The following is a 22,575-nucleotide window of genomic DNA, read 5'->3' on the forward strand; positions in this document are numbered from 1 at the left end:
TTTTTCATCGATTCTCTCATTTAATTGGTTTTAAAATTCCAAATCTGACCTATGGTTTCTCCGCCTTTGTTATCCTTAACCACCACTTTCCAATAATAATTAGTCGCTGGCTGCAAAGTAGAAGTTGTCCATGCAGGAGTTGTTAAGTTGCTGGCTACTTTTGCCGTTGGTGAATTTGAAGTTCCAAAATAAACATCATAAACTAAAACATTAGAGGCATCCACATCAGAAGCTGTCCATTTTAAAGTTGCTGTTGCTGCGTTTACAAAGGCACTCATTTCTGGTTGTAAAAGCTGAGGCAAAAATGGCAGATGGTTTGCAACCGCATTGGCTTCTGTATAAAAACTAAAGCTGCTAGAATAATTACTTGAAGCATTCTTACTATCCGTAGCTTTCACTCTCCAATAATAGGCCGTTCCTTTATTAAGAGTTATACTTTGGTAATTTGAAGTCCCTTCGGTAGTTTTTACAATTTGTGTAAATTGATTGTCTGTAGCTATTTGAATCTGATATGTAATCGGATTTTTTTCGGCATCTGTTGAAGCATTCCACTCAAAACTCACGGCATTACTGATGCACAGTTTATTGTTTGTGGGCGTTGTCAAGGCAGGAATGGAAGGTGCTGTATTCGTTGAAGTTGTATCTGATGAAGAATCACCTCCCCCACAGGAAACCAACATAGAGACTGTCGCTACTAAATAGATATATTTTTTCATGTCTATTGTTTTATTATGGTAATTGTAGATGAGGCTTCAGCATTAACTTTAGCTATATAAACTGCCGCCTCTAGTTTTCCTAGGTACAAGACTACTTTTTGATTCACAACGGGATAATTTTCGCTAGAAATCAATTGGCCATTCATAGCATACAGACTGATATTGATTTCATTTTTTGAAGTTGGAGCAAAAAGTGTCAATTCATCCTGGACCGGATTTGGATATGCAATTACATTAGCCGAAACCGTTTGGGAAAATGTTCCTTCGCATGGTACGGCGGTTTTAACTTCTAACACATCTCCTCCCAGAACCGCAACAGAAAAGGAATTTGAATTGGTCTCGAATTGGGTAATTCCATTTACAATCACCTGATAAGGCGCTGTTCCTTCGGTGATTTCTACGGCTACTTTATCCGAAGAAAATGTTGATTTTCCAACAAACGTTCCTCCTGGATTTATGGTGATAGTAAAACATTGTTCGAAAGTTTTACCAGGAATACTTATACAAACCGAATAAGTTCCGGGAGCTAAATCAGAGACAATCAAACTATTATTTACAAAATTGTAGTTGACATTATTGATCGTTGCGGTATAATTATACGACTGAAGTGCTGTGATACTAATCTGTCCGTTTTTCTTATTGGCACAAGTTTCAGATTTGGATTCGATGGTAAAATTATCAGAAGACAAAGCAAAAGGAACATTGGTTACAAGGGCGGGTTTGTTCCCATATATTCTAAATTGTCCCGCTGGAATTGCAATGGGTTCATCCACATTAGTTACATTCCAAACTGAATTATCCATCAAATTATACCATTCGCCAGAATATGGAAATCCGGTAGCTACATTTTGAGTAGTCACATCAAAATTGGCCAAAATCACTACATCCTTCAAACTAGTTACTGGCAAAGCTGCATCGGTAATTTTAATGTTTTTAGTTAAGGAACTGGCATTAGTCATCGTTACCGTTCCTAAAAAAACAGGCTCCTCTGTTTTAAGTTGAATCATTCTAGCCCAATCCGAATAAATCTTGTATCGATTGCTATTATCCAACCAATTATTTGTCCATTGCGGTTGTGGTTTGGTTGCCAATTTACAATCGCCAGAAGTAGCATCCGAATCGGTATTTACAATACCATTATCACATGTAAAAATGGAATTTTCAAAACCTAATTCGCCAAAATGCCAAATCATTTTTGGTCCTGGAACCAATAAACTAACTGCTCCTACTGCTGACATTCTCGATAGCGCTGTATCTAGATTTTTTACATTATGAGTTGCATTAGTCGAATTTCCGTATTGCAAATTTTTATACATCAAGCGCTCTTCGTCATGACTTTCGGCAAATCCCATCAATCGGTTTTTAGTAAATCCTCTACTGCTGCTGTTCATTCTTGCAATATTAGAGGTATACCCCATTGAAAGTTCATTGTATTCATTGGTCATTTTTCCCCAAAGCATAATTCCTTTACTTGGTGTTTCAGCAATTCGATAATTAGCCCATTGTTGTTCTTCGGCATCGGTTCCTAGGTGTTCAAAAATGGTATAATGTGTAGGATCAAGATTCCAGGAATAATCAGCATAGGATTTTAAAACATCCACACGATCCTGCTGATAGGCATTGGTACAACTTTCATCAGTAGCCGTACAATTTTGCGTAAAACCTTTGGTCAAATCCCAACGAAAACCATCAATATGATATTCCTGAATCCACTGTTTAATCACTCTTTTTACATAATATTGGGTTCGGGCTTGTTGATGATTAAAATCTTCCCCAACATTGTATGAATGTTTAGCCACAGTATTAAAATAAGGATTCTCGGCAGTTGGAGAACCAAAACCATCACCGTCCGGATCGTTCATCCACATACGAACCATTGGGTTTCTGCCAAAAGCATGATTCAATGCCACATCCAGAATGACTGCAATTCCATTTTGATGGCATAAATCAACAAACTCCTTTAACTTACTGGATGGCCCGTAAAACTTATCCAAAGCCATGTGAAACGAAGTGTTGTATCCCCAACTTTCATTGCCTTCAAACTCCATCACTGGCATTAATTCGATAGCATTAATTTTTAAATTCTTGAAGTAATCTATTCGGTTGATTAAATCCTGAAAATTGCGATGCACATCAAAATCACGAACTAAAACTTCATACACAATGAGTTTTTCCTTTTCTGGCTTTGTAAAATTAGTCACTTGCCAGATATAAGGGGTTTGTCCTGTTTTTAAAACTGTTACTTCAAATTTTTGGCCTGAAGGATACACCGGCATATTAGGATAAGTAGTGCTCGGAATACCAGCATCATCATAGGGAGAAAGAACCAAAGTAGAATACGGATCGGCAGTTTTAACCATAATTGGTGAATTAGCCAATGGCGATTGATCCACAACCCAATATTGATAGGTATAATTAGTTCCTGCAACTAAGCCTGTTAATTCCAGCCAAAACTTTCCTGTAGTGGGATCTTTTTTCATTGCATAAGCCGAACTAGGCTGCCAGTTATTAAAGCTTCCCGCCACATACACAAAATCTTTGCCTGGAGCATCTAAAACTAAAGTAGCCTTAGTCACATCAGATAAATTATAATTAATTCCATCTTCTAAACCAGAGACCATAGCCTCCGAAATGGTATTAGGATTTATGACTACCGTAAACTTTTTAGTAATTACAGTAGCGCCCTGAGTTACTTGTAATTCATAATTTTGATTAGTAGTAATTCCGGAATGTGTATAGGAAAAAGCAGCCGTATTTGCATTGGAATTAATCGTAGTCCCATTAGCTTTCAAAACATAAGCTGCATTCCCTCCTGTATTAGTTGCTGAAATAGTAAAATTGGAACCTGAATTTAATATCGCTGTACTATTTTCTGCCGGTGTTAACAACGTAAGTTGAAAACCGCCAACCTCAACCAAAATATCCTGTGATTTTTTATCTCCAGTTCCATTTTTGGCTTTAACTAAAAAACCTATTTTGCCTAAAGCAGTGGCATTATAATAGGTTGATGGAGTTATGGTTTTTGAGTAGGTATCATTAGCAGCATTATAGGTAAATTTACTTGACTCTGAAGAAGCTTCCCAACTTCCATTGTCGGGAGTTCCTTTGGCAGTGGTATCATCAGTATCAAATGCCCATGCCCACATATACAAAGCATTTCCTGTGATTCCCCATGTAGCTTCGTTAATACTATTTCCATTTATGGTAATAGTGATTGCTGTAGTTTCTTCAAAAATAGCCGGACTTACGGAATAGGTAACCGTTTGCTGTTGGGCAAAAGCTAAAATTGAAAAAAAACTACATATAAAAAGTAGTGCTTTTTTCATGATTATAGGTTTAGGAAAAAAAAGGCTATCATCAGATAGCCTTTTTTGTTATTTCAATCTATTATTGTTGATTTGGAATCATTAGATAACTTCCGTCTAAATCATTAAAGAAAACCTTGTATTTAGATTTAGCCACAGGAATATCTCCTCCGCTTGTTCCGTTGGCAGGAAATCCTGAAAAAGCCGTATCTCCGCCCCAGTTCACATCCCAAGCATTATTAGCTCTAAACTTTGCTTTTCCATCAAATAAGCTAATTGTAAGTGTCCAATAATGAGGATTAAATGTAGATTGAGTCATAATTGTATCATCACCTCCCCATCCTGCATCATCTCCAGTTCTAGAAGAACCAATTAAACCAACTCTAGTATAGATTGTAGCCGAAGAAGCATCAAAAGGAACTAAAGTATACGTCATGGTTTGAACATTCATTGAAAAAGTATAATAACCTGCTGTTGCAATATTAAAGGTTGCTGGATCGGCATCGGCATCACTACCTCTATAGGCAAGTGCTCCTCCATCGCCCATACCGTACATTGGTACCCAACTTCCTAAAGTTGACACAACTTTAAATGATCCTGCTTTGAAATAGCCCGTAAACTTATACAATTTAGCATTTGAACCACTTCTAAAAATCGGTTGGTTTCCGTTATTCGTGTCCCAACCTGCAGCAGTTGCATCACCTACTAAATACCAATCAGTAAATGTGTAAGCTACTGCACCTGAATATGGAGTAACTGTTATGCTAACGCTATTTTGAGCCATTACGGGTACTCCTCCAGATACACTTGATTTTACAATTAAATCAAACTGAGATGCTTTTCCTGTTTCGGCACCTAAATCTATTGCCGCTTGGTTCAGGTTTTTAACAAGCACTCCAGCTTCAGTCACATCACTAGTAGTTGCTAAAACTTGCGCTTTAGAAAAATCTCCTCCTTTTACATCCATCAACAAGGTGTAAGTTACTACCACATCTTGTGAATATTCCGCTGGTGACCAAACAAATTTATCCGCTTCATTGGTTGCATTCTCTTCCGTTAAAACATATGTTTTTCCTGTTAAAGAAAGAGGCATTTCCGGTGCACTAAAATTCTCTAGTATTGGTCTATTATCTACCGCATCAGCGTTGCATGATACAAACAAAACGCTTACCAATGCGATTCCTATTTTATATATATTTTTCATCTTTAATTGAAGTGATTGGTTAGTATCCTAAATTTTGTTTCAAAGTTGGATTTGCCTGAATGGTTTTGGCCGGAATTGGCATTAAGTCTCTAAATGAGGCTGTAGCTGAACCGTTTTCCGTTCCACCTTTCCATTGCCAAATTTTATCTGCTCCAGAAAATTTACCAAAACGAATTAAATCAGTTCTTCTGTGGCATTCCCAGAACAATTCGCGACCTCTTTCGTCCAAAATAAAATTAAGTGTCATATCAGAAGATGCAATTGTAGATGCTTGCGCTCTGTTTCTTAATTTATTGATGTAACCAACTGCTGTAGTCATATCAGTTCCAGAAGCACCTCTAACGGCACATTCTGCATACATTAACATCGCATCAGACAAACGGAACATTGGAAAATCAGTATCAGGAATATCATTACGTTGTGCAGCCGTTCCATCTGAGTTTACATTCGTAAATTTGGTCACCGCATATCCATTGGTAAAAGTCCCTACATTAGCAATATCTAAAGTTTGACCATCGGTATAGAAAGTTCCTCTTTTATCGGCTGTAGCAGTTGCATCAGGAAAAATTTGAACAAATTCTTTTCTTGTTCTAATCCCTTGCCATCCACCGTTCATACCGTATTGAGCTGCATCCATACTTCCACCAATAGAAGCGTGAAGGATAAAACTCATCCCTCCACCGGTAGCTCTAATAGCATTTCCGTCACTTACAATTGGGAAAATAAATTCAGATTGTGCTCCATTTCTATCATTATCTGCAGAGAATAAATATCGGTAAGGTACATTAGCAAAAGTATAACCTGAATTAGTAATAATATCAGCGCATAAAGCAGCCGCTTCGGCATATCTGTCTGTACCGATATATACTTTTGCATTCAAATAAATTTGTGCTAATAAAAATTTAGCCGCAGTTTTATCAATTCTTCCGTATTCATTAGCTTTTGAAGCTACCAAACTCGCATCCAAATCTTTCAATTCACTTTCGATATAAGCAAAAACCTCAGCTCTTGTTTTTTGTTCTGGATAGAAGAATCCCACAGGATCATTTTCGGTAGTGATAGGCACATTTCCAAACAAATCCATTAAATTGAAATAAGAGAAAGCTCTTAAAAAGCGGGCTTCGGCTCTAAAATTTGCTATATCACTTTTTAGACTTGCATCTACACCACGAGCATCTAATTTTTCATCTGTTGTTTGTCTTAAAAATTCATTAGCCAAACTGATTTCATAGAAAGCTCTAGAATATGTTCCGTATAAAAATTCGTTATTTGGTGACCAAGTTTGAGAATTCATGGTTGGTAAAGTTCCATCTGCCCAAGCTATAATTGCTTCGTCTGTAGTAAATTCTTGGTTCACAAAAAGCAAACGCAAATAACTACTAAAATCGCCACCAATTCCAGCAATATCCGGTTTTGAATCACCGTCATTACCTCCTACATAAAGTCCTGCGTATAATTTTGCTAAAACTTGTTTGTAAGAATCCTGATCTTGAAAAAAGGTTTCAGAAAGAAACTCGTCATCATCTTTTGGAGTCACATCCAAATCGCTTGTACACGATACAAGAGCCATATTCATCCCTAAAACAAATAGGAAGAAAAAAGATATATATTTAAATGATATTTTCATTTTGTTTAATTTTTTGATTGTTAATTAGCTACTAGAAACTTGCATTTACACCAAACAGGTAAGTTCTTGCACGAGGGTAAATATTACCGTCAATTCCATTGAATTTTTCAGGATCTAAACCATTGTATTTTGTAATGGTTAACACATTTTGAACCCCTGCCGAAAATCTTAAATTAACCACTTTAAGCAAGGCCTTGTCTAAAGTATAGCCAATAGTAACATTATCTAATTTGATAAAAGAAGCATCTTTCACGAAGTAATTAGACAAATAGCGTTGTGTTCCATTATCTTCAAAAACAAAAGCTGTATTTGAGTAATCAGAACTTATATTAGCTAAATCAGTATCTCTTCTTAATCCAGCCATTAAGTAACCCTTATCAGAACTTACGTTATCAAAAATATAATTCCCTAAGCTCGCTCTCCAATTCATTACAAAATCAAATTTCTTGTAATTTAGACTTGAAAACAGTCCAAAAGTATAATCCGGTGCTGCTTTATGGAATCTATAACGATCCCCATCATCAATTTTTCCATCATCATTTCTATCTACATAAGCTCCTGCAATTGGTTTTTTATTAGCATCGTATAATTGTTCGAAAACAAAGAATGAATTTGGTGCATATCCAACCGAATTGATTTGGATTTTATTACCACTTCCTCCTTTAATATCTCCTACTGCATAACCCGTAAAGCCCTCTACTGTTTTTCCTAAATTGGTAATTTTTTGATCAATATAAGTAGTATTGAATGCAAGGTTCCAAGTCAAATTATCATTTTTAACAATATCTGACTGAATGCTAAATTCAATTCCTTTAGTATTTAAATTACCAATGTTGTTAAATCCTTGATTTCTTAAATTAGCACCATCCGGAACTAATACATCCGCTAATAAGTCACTTGATTTTTTATCGAAATAGTTGATAGAACCTGAAATTCTATTATTGAAAAAACCATAATCTATACCTACGTTAGTTTCAGACAACTCTTCCCATTTAATATTTTCATTGTATCCTTCAGGTCTTGCTGTAGAATACACCACACCTCCAAAAACATATTGAGTATTGATAGAACCAAGAGTAACTCTTCTCAAATAATCGTAAGAAGCAGTAATATCTTGCTGCCCAGTTGTTCCGTATCCTAAACGCAATTTTAAAGTAGAAATCGTTTCGTTGTCTTTTAAGAAAGATTCTTCTGAAAGATTCCAAGCAAAAGCTGCTCCGGCAAAATTACCCCATCTGTTTGCTTTAGAAAAACGAGAAGTTCCATCTCTTCTGTAATTTACAGTCAATAAATAACGGCTATCATAACCCAAATTCAAACGTCCAAAATAAGATTGTAAGTTAATGTCTGGATCAGTAGTAACATCCTCATTTGGATTAGGCTGCATAGTTTCACCTGATTCGTATTTTTCTTTTTGAAACAATTGATAGTTGTACCCTGCTGTTGCATCCACTTTAAATTTCCCTAAATCTTTAGTATAGTTGAAATAGGTATTTAAATTTTTGTTTTGAAGTGCATCCGTGTAAGTTGAATAATTTCCTAAATTAACCCAATTCCCAGAAGTAAAAGCATTTGGCTGATATCCTAAAGCACTTTCTGTACTCACTCTTGTATATCCACTACTGTCAAAACGGTCAATTCCAGCCTCTGTTACAATGTGTAAATCTTCAAAGAAATGGAATTTATAGTCTAAACGAATATTCCCCCATTTTCTGGTTGAAGTAGCTCTTCTTTCATCTTGATTCAATCGAGCAACAGGATTTCTAGCAGGTAATAAGGGTAAGTTTCCATTTGCTTCTAACCATTCAAAATAGCCACCGTAACGTGAACCTTCAGCATACACCGATTGTGTAGGATCAAATCCAATAGCACTTCCTATTACAGCATCTTCGTCTTGGAATCTATTTTTTCCAAAAGATAAGTTTCCACTAATGTCAATTTTTAAATGATTATCAAATAAAACTGGATTAATAGACAACGAAGTCGTTGTTCTTTCAAAATTAGTGTTTTTAAGAATCCCTGGATTGTTAACATTCCCAACAGATAAACGAACAGGTAATTTATTAAACAAGGCGCCACTGATAGAAATATTATTATTAGTGGTTAAAGCAGTATGAAAAATTTCATTTTGCCAATTGGTATTAGCCGTTCCTAACAAAGCTTTTTGAGCATCAGAACCTTTTTCGTTTACTAAAGCACGATATTGATTGGCGCTTAAAACATCTACTGTGTTAGCAACAGTATTTACGCCTACTTGTGAACTAAAATTCACTTTTACTCCACCTTTACTTCCTTTTTTAGTAGTAATTACAATTACCCCATTGGCTGCTCTTGAACCATAAATTGCTGCTGCTGAAGCATCTTTCAATACAGTAAAAGATTCAATATCATTAGGATCAATTGTAGATAAGATACTAGTAGAACCAGATGGAACAGTATTACTTAATGGCAAACCATCCAAAATAATTAATGGATCATTTGATGCATTTAATGAAGAACCTCCACGAATACGAATATCCGCTTTTGCTCCTGGAGCTCCACCTCCTGTAACATTCACTCCAGAAATACGACCACTAATCAAACTCTCTGGGGTTACATTTTGACCTTTGTTAAATTCTTTAGCCGAAATTTGCGATACAGATCCTGTGGCATCTTTTTTCTTCACCGTACCATACCCTACTTGCACCACTACTTCTTTCAATTCATTTGAGTCCTCGATCAATACAACACGAAGGTCTTTACCATTGGCAACAATTTCTTGAGTAGTAAATCCGATAAAAGAAACTACGATTATTGGAGATTTAGTTGATGATGGCAAGGCAAAAGCCCCATTTATATCTGTAATCGTTCCAATATTTGTCCCTTTAATTAAGACACTTGCCCCAATTAAGGTTTCTCCTTTTTGATCTACGACAACACCGGAGATTTTGTTGGTTGTAGTTTGAGCAACTACACTTGGCATAATAAATAGCATGTTACATAATAACAAAATGTAATACATACTGTTTTTCATTTTTACCATAATTCTTTTAGTTTTTGGTTGTTAATAATTTTTGGTTTTACAAAATCGATTGGTCTTAAAACGTATCTCAAACAAACACTTCTTCGATTTTGTTTATGTAAAATTATATGGATTTAACACCCTCAATTTTAACGACAATAAAAATGTAGTTAAAAGAGCAACTACCCAAGCTTAAAACCCTTTAAAAACAAGCATTTACATGTTTTTAATTTTAAAAAAAAGTAGTGAATATGTAGTGAAAAAAACTAAATTTTAGTGATTTTTCACTAAATAACAAATAACATTTTCATTAAGCTTATAATTGTATAATTAACAATTATTGATTATTTTATTTAAATAAAATATAAATTAAATTACAAATAAATACACATTAAATAAAATTTTAAAGGCACTAAAAATTCAAAAAAAGCAATTAAAAACAGCTTCAAAAACAGAATAAGTCAATTAAGACTATTGATGAATTAGTAACAAGAATACCTTGAGATAAAATATCTTTGATAATTTTAAAGCCTATTGTAATTAGCTGTAGTTATTATGTCAGTTTTAAAGACGTTTTGATGCATTTGTTTAATCAAATCGATTATTTAGCTTAGTTGTTAGAATAGTATACTTCACTAACATTTTATTAAAACATTATGCTGTAATAAAAAAGAATTATCTTTTATTGAACTTGATTACTAAACTACTAAATAGCACTTAGCCTTTTACTCTAAAAAACTTTTAGAAAGCCAATAGAAATTAAAAACAGAAAAAGAGACTATTTCACCACTTGTGATATAGTCTCTTTTTCAAAAAAATAGGGTTTGAATTTTATAAACCAACCAATAAAATAACCCAATTAAACTTGATCTATTAATATAACTATTAGAATAAAATTTATTTAACCTCAACAATACTTATCGCATAACCTCCGCCTGGGGCTGAAAATTGACTTAATTTTGATTTATTATTTAGCTTTATTTTTCTAATTGTATAGGCCTGTGGATTGCTTTTATAATGCGCGTCTTTTGCATCAGCATAAATGGTAGCTTCGTATTTCTTTCCTTTTTCTAAAAAGTCAAATTGAATATTTGATACACGAGAATTATCTCCATTTACATTCCCCACAAACCAATTATTAGTTCCTTTGGCTTTTCTTGCTACGGTAATATATTGACCAGGTTCAGCTTCTAAATACTTGCTTTCACTCCAATCTACAGCTACATCTTTGATAAATTGGAAAGCATCAGCAAAACGCTCATAGTTTTCCGGTAAATCGGCAGCCATTTGCAATGGGCTATACATGGTTACATATAATGCCAATTGATTAGCCAATGTACTGTTTAAATGCGAAGTATTTTCAGGATTTAATTTACTTATATCCATTTCAAAAATTCCAGGTGTATAATCCATTGGCCCACCAACCAATCGGGTAAATGGCAAAATAGTAACGTGATTAGGCTTAGAACCTCCAAACGCTTGATATTCTGTCCCTCTAGCCGATTCATTCCCAATTAAATTAGGATACGTTCTACAAATCCCTGTTGGACGAATTGCTTCGTGAGCATTGACCATGATTTTATAATCGGCCGCTTTTTCAACAGCATATTGATAATGATTTACAATCCATTGGTCGTAATGATTTTCTCCACGTGGCAAAATTGGACCTACATAACCACTTTTAACTGCATCATATCCATTGTCTTTCATAAATTGATAGGCTTTATCCATATGACGCTCATAATTACGCGTAGAACCCGAAGTTTCGTGATGCATAATCATTTTAATTCCTTTGGATTTTGCATACTCATGAATGCCTTTTACATCAAAATCGGGGTAAGGCGTTACAAAATCAAAAACATAATCTTTAGAATGACCAAACCAGTCTTCCCAGCCTTCATTCCAGCCTTCAACCAATACAGCATCAAAACCATTTGCCGCTGCAAAGTCAATGTATTTTTTAACATTAGCGGTATTGGCTCCGTGTTTTCCGTTAGGTTTAGCTTTAGAATAATCTGTAACTCCTAATTCAACTGTTGGATAATCATCCGTATAAGCCCAAGTACTTTTTCCGGTAATCATTTCCCACCAAACACCAATATATTTTACAGGTTTAATCCAAGAAGTGTCTTCTATTTTACAAGGATCATTTAAATTTAAAGTCATTTTAGAAGCCAAAATTTCTCTGGCATCATCGCTAACCATAATCGTTCTCCAAGGCGATTGACAAGGTGCCTGCATATATCCTTTATCCCCTTTAGCATCAGGAGTTAACCAAGATTCAAAAACCATGTTTTTATCATCTAAATTCAAGTGCATACAAGAATAGTTAATTAAAGCTGCTTCATGCAAATTGATATACAAGCCATCTGCAGTTTTCATCATGAGTGCAGTTTGTACTCCTGTAGGAGAAAATGATTGCTGAGAAACATTAGCTGTCATGGCTTTTTCCGTAAGACCTCTAATTTCAGAAAGTTTAGAAGTGGTGTAATCGTATTCCTGAGTATCATAATCACCAGGAATCCAAAATGCTGTATGATCGCCAGTCATGGCAAATTGACTTCTTTCTTCTTTGATTACAAAATACGTTAGGTTTTTCTGCGAAGGAAATTCATAGCGAAAACCTAAACCTTCGTCAAACAATCGAAAACGAATAACCATTTGCCTGTTGGTTCCCTTTTGATTTAAAGTTACAGCCAATTCGTTATAATGATTTCGAATACTGGCAACTTCACCCCAAACCGGTTTCCAAGTTTCGTCAAATGCAGTAATCTTTGTATTTAATATACTAAAATCATTTAACAACGACTTTTCATCATTTTTTAATTCGAGTCCTAATTTACTTGGCTTTATAACTACTTTGCCTTTGTAATTTAAACTATAGCTTGGTGTTCCATCAGATTGCAAAGAAAATTCCATTTGCAATTTTTGATTGGGCGATTTTAACTGTTGTGCTACCATAGTATGTAGTGTAACACACAGCAGGGTTAATAAAAAATAATACTTCATTTGGTTGAGTTAATAAATTAATAATTTGCTTTATACATCTTCATAAACCAAATTTATATTGATTTTACCTCCTATATTTTTATTAACTAAATTTGGTAGTCAAATGCAACCAAAAAACAACAATAAAACACTGATTTACAACACAATAAATCATGTGTTCAAATAAAAAAAAGTAGTACTCCTGTAGTATAAAAAAACAGCCTAAGTACTAAAAAACAGCACAAAGACATTAAATTACAAACGAATAATTAACTATTTATTTGTTCCAATGCGCATTACATTGGCCTCAAATTCATCACGAGGTCCCAAAGCTTTGTTTCTTAATTTTGTTCTGTAATTGTAGATTGTAGACAATGAATAACGTAAAAATTCAGCAATTTTAACGCTATCTGATATTCCCAAACGAATCAATGCAAAAATTCGCAATTCGGTATTCATTAACTCTCCTTGTTTCAATTTAATATCTTCATTATCAATCAATAAATCATTAAACTCTTCAATAAAATTTGGAAAAAGGGATAGAAAGGTTTTATCAAAATTATGGTAGAATTCTTTGAGCTCGACTTCGATAAATTCTTTTGATTTTATGGCTTTTACAAGTTCTGCGGTTTTACCACTGGAAACAATTACGTTTAATTTGCGTCGGTATTCATCTAGTTTACTGATATAAACAGAACATTGGTCCATATACCTGCCTATATAAATTTCTTTTACCAAACTGGCTTCTTCTAGTGTGTGATTGGTTTCATTCAATCTCTCATTTGCAGTTTTCAATTCTTCGTTAAGAATTATAAATTGTTTATTGGCTAAACTAATTTCCTGTTTCGCTTTAGACAATTTCTTCATTTGCTTGAATAATAAAATCAATACTACCATTAAAAATAAAGACAAAATACTAGCACTTACTAAAAACACAAGCAATTGATGACGGTTAGTATCGTTTTGTTTTTGATACGCTTCATTGATGATGGGCATCATTTTTGAAATTTCAAATGTTCTTAATCGAGCATTACAAAAGAGAGCATCTTCAAGCGTTCTTTTTGTGTATTTATAGGCACGATCTATATCTCCTTCTTCATACAAAATGTAGGCTAATGAACGAAGCGAAATGTATTCTTTCTTTTCTAATTGCAAATCTGAAATAGCCGAAAGAATCAACCATTTTTTCTCTTGCTCATACTCTTTTTTATGTTGATATGCCTGCGAAATAATATAAGCGACAACTGCTTTATCAGTATTATTACTATCTATTTTAGAAAAATAAGCACTTAATAAACCAATGGTTTCATCGTACTTTTTATTTTGGAAAAGCTTGTTAGATTGATGAATTATAAAAGATTCTGAATTTTTAGGATAAAAATAATAACTCGAGTCTCTATATTGTTGCGTTAATCTTAAGTAGTTATTTTTTTCTTGTGAAGTTGCAGCAAAATCAGCCATAGAGAGATAAAGTGTGCTACAAACTCCAAAATAAACACCTTTGATTTCAGGTGTCGATTTAATATTAATTTTATTTAAGATATCCGTCGCTTCCTTATACATCCCTAAAGTTCCCATGGTGGAAGCCAAGTTTAATTTGGTGGTATTTATTTTTGCCAAGTCTTTTAATTCGGTTGCAATTTTCATGCTTTTTCTAGCATAATTTAAAGCCGAATCCGATTGATAAAATTTATATTCACCATACAATTTCTCATAAACCTCAAATTTCTGAGCATTGATAGAAGTAAACTTCAGCAAGCTACGGAGTTTATTAATATCCGCTTCTTTCTTATCATGATAAAATTCACTTTTATCAATAGTAGTATCTAATTCATCCAATAATGCGTCGATTTCAACTTGAGAATACAATAAAACAGGAAAACAAAAAATCAGGAATAAAGTCCAAAATTTATTCATTGTTGTGGTTTTTGGTTTAGGTTAAGTTATTACTAATTTATTAAAATATTTAACACTAAATGCTTTTTGAAAATATTAAAAAACGACTTGCTTTTAACCCGATGCTAATTTCTTATTTTAAGCGAACTTATCTAAAAAGATAAGACAGTTGAATCGAGCCATAAAAATAACCAATAGTCCTATAAAATTTCAATTCTTTTCCGCGATAAACAAAAGCATAGGAAAGATTCCAATTATTGTTTCGATAACGCAAACCTGCTTCACCATTAAACCTAAGGGGAATCAAATCAAAAGTAACCGGACTGTGATCATTAAAAAGACTGCCTTGAATAGTGGCATCGTAAATTTGATAATTTACGGATGGATTTATATAAAAATAAAATTCATGTTCCGTCGGTTTTGTATCACGGCTTATTGAAGCTCCGTAATAATTAGAATCAGATAAAGGCACTAATTTTTTAAATCCAATTCTAGTAATAAAAGCTGCTGATACTGCCGTAAATACGGTTCCCAGTTTTGCTTCAGTTTGCCATTGAAAATCAATTCTTTTACTTTTAATCGAATTCAAAAATGATTTTGACAACATGAAATAACTTTGTACCGAAAAAGCATTATTAATTTGGTAATCCCATTGCTCAAATGCCTGGTAATGAAACAACTTATGCGTACTCGATTGCACTTGGTCAGCAAAAGAATTAGGACCAATAAAACCTAGTTGAAAATATTTCTTGAAAACTAATTTATTGGTATAAAAATTAGTATTTCCAAATTGCCCAAAAAGATAACCTGCAAAGGGTCTATCAAACATATCTTCCTCATCAACATAAATTGTTCTGGGACTATACATATATTGTCCCAAACGAATTTCATTGATTTTTTTTAAAACTTTCGGTTTATTTTTCTTAGATAAATACCTATAAAAAATCTCTAACCCATTGGTATAATACTGGTCGTTTTTAGTAGAAGTGTACAAATCATTATCCGTAACAATACCTATTTCAACAGTAGTATTCTGACTTGATAAAGTAGCCGAAAAGCACAAGAATAAAAAGCTAAAAAGTATTGTTTTTAATTGCATTTAGTATTCAATTTTTCCTACTGTACGCATTACACGCATAATTTTATCTTTTCTTCTATTGATATAAGAAGACGAACTCGTTGCGGTAAATTTTCTAGGATTAGGTAAAATTGCTGCTATCCCTGCTGCTTGTTTTGGAGTTAAGTTAGCAGCATCTTTTCGATACCAATGCTCCGCTGCGGCCTGCGCACCATAAACACCGTCTCCCATTTCAATACTATTGAGGTAAACCTCCATAATACGTTCTTTGCCCCAAATTAGTTCAATTAAAACCGTAAAATAAGCTTCCAATCCTTTTCTTATGTAACTTCTTCCTTGCCACAAGAAAACGTTTTTTGCGGTTTGCTGCGAAATGGTACTTCCTCCTTTAATTTTTCTACCTCTTGAATTATTTTTATAAGCCTTTTGCATGGCTCTAAAATCAAAACCGTTGTGTTTTAAAAACAAACCATCTTCACTAGCAATAACTGCTTTTTGCAAATTAACCGAAATATTCTCAAGTGGCTCCCAATCGTGATTAAAATAGACCGGTTTACCAGCTGCTTTATTCTCTATGGCCCGAATAAGCATTAAAGGGGTAAAAGGAACTGGAACAAATTTAAAAAAGACTACCGAAAAAAAGGAAAGCCCCAAAAACCATAATGTTATTTTAAACAAAATAGTTCTCAATTTAGTCATAAAACCTGAAGACGATTTTTTTGAAGGTTTTTTAGCTATTGCTTTTGGAGTAATTTTTGTTGCCATTTTTAAATTTGGGATGCTCTCTGTGTGTTAAAATCACAAACTCGATATTTATTTTTTACAAAAAGTAAAATTACTTTTTTTAAGGAATCATCCAATAAAATTATTTTATATTTCTAATTCATTTAAAATTATATTAAAAAAATTAAGCCTTTAAAGAAGCCATTTTAAATTAACTATTTTTATACTTCAAAATTCAGAAGCCATACAATGACTCAAAATAAAATGACAGCCAACTTACTTTGGCAATTAGAACGCATCACTGCTCTAGGAATATCTAAAGACAAAAAAAATATTGTTTACAAAGTCACCATTCCTTCAGTGGAGGAAAACAAACCACAAACAAAACATTTTTTCATACCAATAAATGGTGGGAATCCAACCGAAATTGAAGATCCAAATACAATTTTAACTAATAAAAAAATATCACCCGATGGTAAATTTCTGCTTTCGCACCAAGAAGTAAAACTGCAAAATGTATTAGGAAAAGATTTCTACCCCGAACTTGAAAAATCGGAGGTTCAAATATACGATTCCTTGAATTACCGTCATTGGGACACTTGGAATGAAGGCAAATTCAATCATGTTTTTTTCAAAGAAAATAGAGAAGATGCTCCGCAAAAAGACATCATGGAAAAAGAACTTTTTGATTGTCCTCAGAAACCTTTTGGCGGCGATGAAGATTATATCTGGTCACCTGATAGCAAGAGTATCCTTTATGTATGCAAGAAAAAATCAGGCACCGAATATGCTATTTCAACCAACACTAATATCTATCAATACGATTTAGAAACAGCTAAAACCACTAATCTCACAGAAGAAAATACAGGTTATGATGTGGCTCCCCAATTTTCAAATTCGGGAATTTTAGCTTGGCTGGAAATGAAACGTGATGGTTATGAAGCAGACAAAAACGATATTATAGTTCGTTACCACGGAATAAAAATAAATTTAACCGCACAATGGGACGGAACAGTGGATAATTTTATTTGGAGCCAGGACAGCCAAAAAATTTATTTTATTGCCCCGATTGACGGAACCAAACAATTGTTTGAAGTCAATTTTCCTGGACTTACAAAAATGCTTCCTAGAGTACAACAGCTGACCGATGGTTATTTTGACATCACTACTCTTATTGGTTTTAATGAAACAAAAATTATCGTCACAAGAGAAGACAGCAATCATGCTGCAGAAATATTCTCTTATGATTTAATGGCGAAAAACTGGCAACAACTAAGCCACTGCAATACTAAAATCTATGAATCCTTAGCATTAAGCAAAACTGAAAAAAGATATGTAACCACCACCGATGGAAAGAAAATGCTAGTTTGGGTGATTTTCCCTCCAAATTTTGATGCCTCTAAGAAATACCCAACCCTACTTTATTGTCAAGGAGGACCACAAAGTCCATTGAGTCAGTTTTACTCCTTTAGATGGAATTTTCAATTGATGGCGGCAAACGATTATATCATTGTAGCCCCTAACCGCCGCGGAATGCCAGGACACGGAGTAGAATGGAACGAACAAATTAGTAAAGATTGGGGCGGACAAGTAATGGACGATTATCTTTCGGCTATTGATACTATTGCACAAGAAAGCTATGTTGACAAAAACCGTTTGGGTTGTATTGGAGCCAGTTATGGCGGTTATTCGGTGTATTATTTAGCTGGAATTCACCAGAATCGATTTAAAACTTTTATCGCTCATGATGGTGTTTTCAATACCCAAAGCATGTTTGGAACCACTGAAGAAGTATTTTTTAGCAACTGGGATTTTGGAGGTCCATATTGGGAAAAAGATAATTTACTTGCCCAAAAAGTCTATCAGAAATTCAATCCAATTAACCTGGTTCATAATTGGAATACTCCTATTTTAATTATCCAAGGGGGAAAAGATTTTCGTGTACCAATTGGACAAGCGCAGGAGGCTTTTCAGGCAGCTCAATTGCGTGGCATAAAAAGTCGATTACTCTATTTTCCAGAAGAAAATCATTGGGTATTACAAGCTCAAAATGCCCAAATATGGCAAAGAGAATTTTTTAAATGGCTACAAGAAACTTTGTAAAAACAAAAAACAACCGAATAAAAAATGGGAAACAAAAACAGCAATATCCCTATAAAAGTATTTATCAGTTACATCATCCTTGCTACACTTGTGGCTAGTGTGGGCTGGATTTTGTATACCGAAAATAAAGATTATTCAAAAATTGAAAACAAAATTATTACCGAAAAAAACAAAGTTCTTAAGGTCAGTAACCTTTTTTCAAACATTTATAAAACGGAAAGTTTAGCTAGAAAAACCATTCAATCTAATTCCGAATCTGATTTTAAAGATTATGTACAAGAAACGGATTCACTAAAAATGAGAATCCGTTCCTTAAAAAAGGACCTTTCTAGTGAATATCAAAACAAATTATTAGATAGTGTCATCATTTTATTAAATGAAAAAACACTAAACATTAGACATCTTAAAAGCATCAAAAACAAAACATCTGATGAAGCTTCAGTAAATGATGCAATTCAAGAATTAACACAATTAGAGTTTTCGCTTAGTAAATTAAAACTCCAAGATTTTACAAGAAATCCCGAAAAACTAAGCAGTTATCAGCTCAATGTATTGCAACGATATGTTGACTATCTCAATCAAAACATTCCAGATGACCCTAGCAATACACTGACAAAAAAAGAAACCGATTCTATTTTATCTACCTCTAAAAAACTACTTAGCAAAGTAAAATTAGAAACCGAAAAGAAAAAAGAATCCTTGAGCATTCAGGAAAATAAATTACTTACTAATGAGTTATTAATATCGGACCAACTCAGGAAAGTGCTCCGTATTATTGAACAAGAAGTTGTTGCTTCGTCAATAAAAAACAATAATGAAAAAGAAAAATCTCTAAAAAAAATCAATCAAATTGTATCTTATGCTGCCATTTTAGGATTATTACTTACATTATTCTTTTCCATATTAATTACAAGCGATTTTTCTAAAACACAATCGTATAAAAAACAACTGGAAATAGCCAATTTTAAAACTCAAAATTTACTAAAAAACAGAGAACAACTCATCTCTACCGTTAGTCATGATTTAAAAACACCTTTGAGTACCATTGTAGGTTACACGGAGTTATTAGGAAACTCTGATTTAACAACTAAGCAATCCTATTTTACTACTAACATCAAAAACTCATCCGAATACATTTCAAGATTAGTTCAGGATTTATTGGACTTTTCACAAATTGAAGCTGGAAAAATTAACTTAGAAAAAAATCCATTTTCCTTAACAGAAACCATTCAAGAAGTAGCTACAAATTTACAGTCGGTGTTTCAACAAAAAGAAATTGACCTTCAAATTTTTATTGATAAAGAATTCAACCAACCTATTATTGGTGATGCTTTTCGTTTAAAACAAGTGTTAACAAATATTATTGGGAATGCATATAAATTCACTCCAGAAGGCTACATCAAAATAAATGCTACTTTTAATTCAAGTAAAAATACAGCTTTAATAAGCATTGAAGATTCAGGAATTGGGATTGAGAAAGAAAGTCAAAATTTGGTTTTTGAAGAATTTGCTCAAGCCAATGAAACCATCGAAAAAAAATATGGCGGCACAGGTTTAGGATTAGCCATTTCCAAAAAAATAATTGCTCTTTTGGGTGGGCAATTGTATTTAAAAAACAGTTCCAAAAAAGGAAGTTGTTTTGAAATAAGTTTGCCAATACGATTTGGATTTGATAAACAACAAGAAATTCAAGAAACAAACACGGATATCTTTGAACCTAAAAAACAAAATAAAACTATTGTAGTAATAGATGATGATCCCGATTTATTACAACTTACCGTTGAAGTTTTAAAACAATATTATCAGGTGATTTCTTTTTCGAATGCGGAACAAGCCCTGCAAAATTTAGCTTTAGAAAACTATGATTTACTCATTACTGATATCCAAATGCCTATTAAAGACGGCTTTGAATTGATTGAAGAATTACAAAAAAAGAAAAAAAACATTTATAACAATCAACCCCTAATTGCGGTAACTGGGAGAACTGATTTAAATCAAGAAACATACACCAAAGCTGGATTTACAGCTGTACTTAAAAAACCATTTACTCCAAGTATTTTACTGAAAACTATCGATGCTATTTTTAATCAAATTGCATTGCCAATTCAAGAAAATACAATTAGAGATTCTAAAAACAAAGAAGAATTGTTTTCTTTAGAAAGCCTAAAACTTTTTTTAAAAAATGATTCCGAAGCAATAAAATCAGTTATAGAATCTTTTATTTCTTCAACCTATTCAAATCTTTTTTTACTTGAAAATACTATTCAAACAGCTGATTATGAAAAAATAAAAGAAGTAGCGCACAAAATGAATCCTATGTTCAAACAAATTGAAGCTACTGACATTGCTGCAATTTTAGAACAACTGGAATCACAACAATACAATGAAACTGAATTAGCTGCCCATTTTTCTAATCTAAAAACTAAAATTCAACAACTTATAACTGAATTAGAAAAAATGATTTAATCCATATCGTACAACTTGAGTTTATTGTACAAAGTTTTTCTGGTAATTTTCAACAACTTTGCTGCTTCTGATTTATTGTTTTTAGTTTTCACTAAAGCATTTTCGATAGCTTCTTTTTCATTTTCTGATAAAGAAAAAGAATCCTTTTTGACTTGATTTTGATGAAAAAATTCAACTGGTAAAACTGTAGTTTCAATAAAATCGCCTTGAGTCAACAAAGTAGCGCGTTTGATACAATTTTGCAATTCTCTTAAATTTCCAGGCCAATTATAATTTTGAAAAATAGCGACTACTTCTTTAGAAAAACCAATGACCTCTTTGTGCAATTGCACATTGGCTTTTTCAAGAAAAAAATCAGCAAACAACACTAAATCTTCCGCTCGCTCTACAAGCGAAGGAGAATGAATAGAGAATTCATTGATTCTATGGTATAAATCTTCCCTGAAATCACCGTTTTTAACTGCTTCACGCAAATCTTCATTGGTAGCCGTAATAATTCGAATATCAACTTCAATTTCTTTATTACTGCCCACAGGTTTTATTTTACGTTCCTGCAACGCTCGCAACAACTGGATTTGGTTTTCATAAGACAAATTACCAATTTCATCCAAGAAAATAGTTCCACCATTAGCTGCTTCAAAATAACCTATTTTATCTGAAATTGCTCCAGTAAAGGAACCCTTTAAATGCCCAAAAAACTCGCTCGCTGCTAATTCTTTTGGAATAGCACCACAATCTACAGCTATAAAATTATTCTCTTTTCGACGACTTTGTTGATGAATACTTTTAGCAATAATTTCTTTACCTGTTCCACTTTCGCCAATAATTAAAACTGACATATCGGTGGGACTAACTAGTTTTATATGTTCTGCTAACTTTCTAGAAGCTGGAGAAATTCCTTGCACATATTGAGTTGTTGCCACTGATTTAGTCTCGTTTTTAGCTTGCTTTGGAATAGTCTTCTCTGTAGTTTCCATTGCTAAAGCATTCGCAATAACCACCAAAACCTCATCTGGATTAAAAGGCTTCGAAATATAATCGGAAGCACCATTTTTTATGGCTTTAACAGCAGTGCTCACTTCTGAATATCCAGTCATTAAAACTACTGGAATATGAGAATGAGTAGTTTTAATTTCTGCCAATAATTCAATGCCATCAGCATCTGGCAAACGCAAATCCGTCAAGATTAAATGGAATTCATCCTCTTGAATTGCTAATCGGGCTTCGGTTGCTGAAAAAGTGGTTCTAACCGTATACTTATTTTTGGTTAGAAATTTTTCTAACAATTTACAAAACGAAATATCATCTTCAACAATTAAAATCTTTGACATTATAGAGGCACTTTTTATGCTAAATTAAAACTTATATTATTGTATTCTCATAAAATTATGCAAAAAAAAGAGACTGCCCATTTGGACAGTCTCCTCAAAACAATAAGCTAATTCGCGTGCTTATTTTGGTTATCAGT

At 33.4% G+C, this 22,575-nt stretch carries 12 protein-coding genes; 2 read left to right on the top strand and 10 right to left on the bottom strand.

The genetic code is table 11. The features are described from left to right. Window positions 1-20: 20 nt before the first annotated feature. From AC4FRF_RS02040 to mtgA, 9 genes are all read right to left on the bottom strand, one after another. Window positions 21-716, bottom strand: a complete 696-nt coding sequence (locus AC4FRF_RS02040) for a glycoside hydrolase family 78 protein (RefSeq protein WP_491157777.1) — start codon at window positions 714-716, stop codon at window positions 21-23. 2 nt (window positions 717-718) lie between these two features. Further along, window positions 719-4,042 carry an alpha-amylase family glycosyl hydrolase gene (locus tag AC4FRF_RS02045; RefSeq protein ID WP_491157778.1) on the bottom strand — a complete coding sequence of 1,108 codons (3,324 nt, stop codon included), beginning with the start codon at window positions 4,040-4,042 and terminating at the stop codon, window positions 719-721. Window positions 4,043-4,103: 61 nt separating this feature from the next. Continuing rightward, window positions 4,104-5,225, bottom strand: a complete 1,122-nt coding sequence (locus AC4FRF_RS02050) for a SusE domain-containing protein (RefSeq protein WP_491157779.1) — start codon at window positions 5,223-5,225, stop codon at window positions 4,104-4,106. Between the two features lie 19 nt (window positions 5,226-5,244). Continuing rightward, a complete protein-coding gene (locus AC4FRF_RS02055) occupies window positions 5,245-6,852 on the bottom strand; it encodes a RagB/SusD family nutrient uptake outer membrane protein (RefSeq protein WP_491157780.1) in 1,608 nt (535 codons plus the stop codon). A 31-nt stretch (window positions 6,853-6,883) separates the two neighbouring features. Continuing rightward, the gene (locus AC4FRF_RS02060) at window positions 6,884-9,874 is read right to left on the bottom strand and encodes a SusC/RagA family TonB-linked outer membrane protein (protein WP_491157781.1); all 2,991 of its coding nucleotides are present in this window, start codon (window positions 9,872-9,874) and stop codon (window positions 6,884-6,886) included. Window positions 9,875-10,750: 876 nt separating this feature from the next. Next, window positions 10,751-12,862: a glycoside hydrolase family 97 protein gene (locus AC4FRF_RS02065; RefSeq protein WP_491157782.1), complete on the bottom strand. Its 2,112-nt coding sequence runs from the start codon at window positions 12,860-12,862 to the stop codon at window positions 10,751-10,753. Window positions 12,863-13,114: 252 nt separating this feature from the next. After that, window positions 13,115-14,758 carry a SusR family glycan utilization regulator gene (gene susR / locus AC4FRF_RS02070; RefSeq protein ID WP_491157783.1) on the bottom strand — a complete coding sequence of 548 codons (1,644 nt, stop codon included), beginning with the start codon at window positions 14,756-14,758 and terminating at the stop codon, window positions 13,115-13,117. A 127-nt stretch (window positions 14,759-14,885) separates the two neighbouring features. Then, window positions 14,886-15,836 carry a lipid A deacylase LpxR family protein gene (locus AC4FRF_RS02075; protein ID WP_491157784.1) on the bottom strand — a complete coding sequence of 317 codons (951 nt, stop codon included), beginning with the start codon at window positions 15,834-15,836 and terminating at the stop codon, window positions 14,886-14,888. Beyond that, complete coding sequence (gene mtgA, locus AC4FRF_RS02080) at window positions 15,837-16,580, bottom strand: monofunctional biosynthetic peptidoglycan transglycosylase (RefSeq protein ID WP_491157785.1); 744 nt, start codon at window positions 16,578-16,580, stop codon at window positions 15,837-15,839. It lies immediately after the preceding gene. Between the two features lie 207 nt (window positions 16,581-16,787). Between mtgA and AC4FRF_RS02085 the strand changes: the two genes are divergently transcribed. Beyond that, window positions 16,788-18,641 carry a S9 family peptidase gene (locus AC4FRF_RS02085; RefSeq protein ID WP_491157786.1) on the top strand — a complete coding sequence of 618 codons (1,854 nt, stop codon included), beginning with the start codon at window positions 16,788-16,790 and terminating at the stop codon, window positions 18,639-18,641. Window positions 18,642-18,665: 24 nt separating this feature from the next. Beyond that, entirely contained in the window at window positions 18,666-21,107 is a 2,442-nt protein-coding gene (locus AC4FRF_RS02090; protein WP_491157787.1) for an ATP-binding response regulator, read from the top strand. On the opposite strand, the gene AC4FRF_RS02095 is transcribed toward AC4FRF_RS02090, so the two are convergent. Continuing rightward, window positions 21,104-22,438 (bottom strand): sigma-54-dependent transcriptional regulator, encoded by a 1,335-nt coding sequence (locus AC4FRF_RS02095; RefSeq protein ID WP_491157788.1) that lies wholly within the window; start codon window positions 22,436-22,438, stop codon window positions 21,104-21,106. The genes AC4FRF_RS02090 and AC4FRF_RS02095 overlap by 4 nt on opposite strands. Between the last annotated feature and the right edge of the window lie 137 nt (window positions 22,439-22,575).

It is taken from the genome of Flavobacterium sp. ST-158 (genome assembly GCF_058309975.1).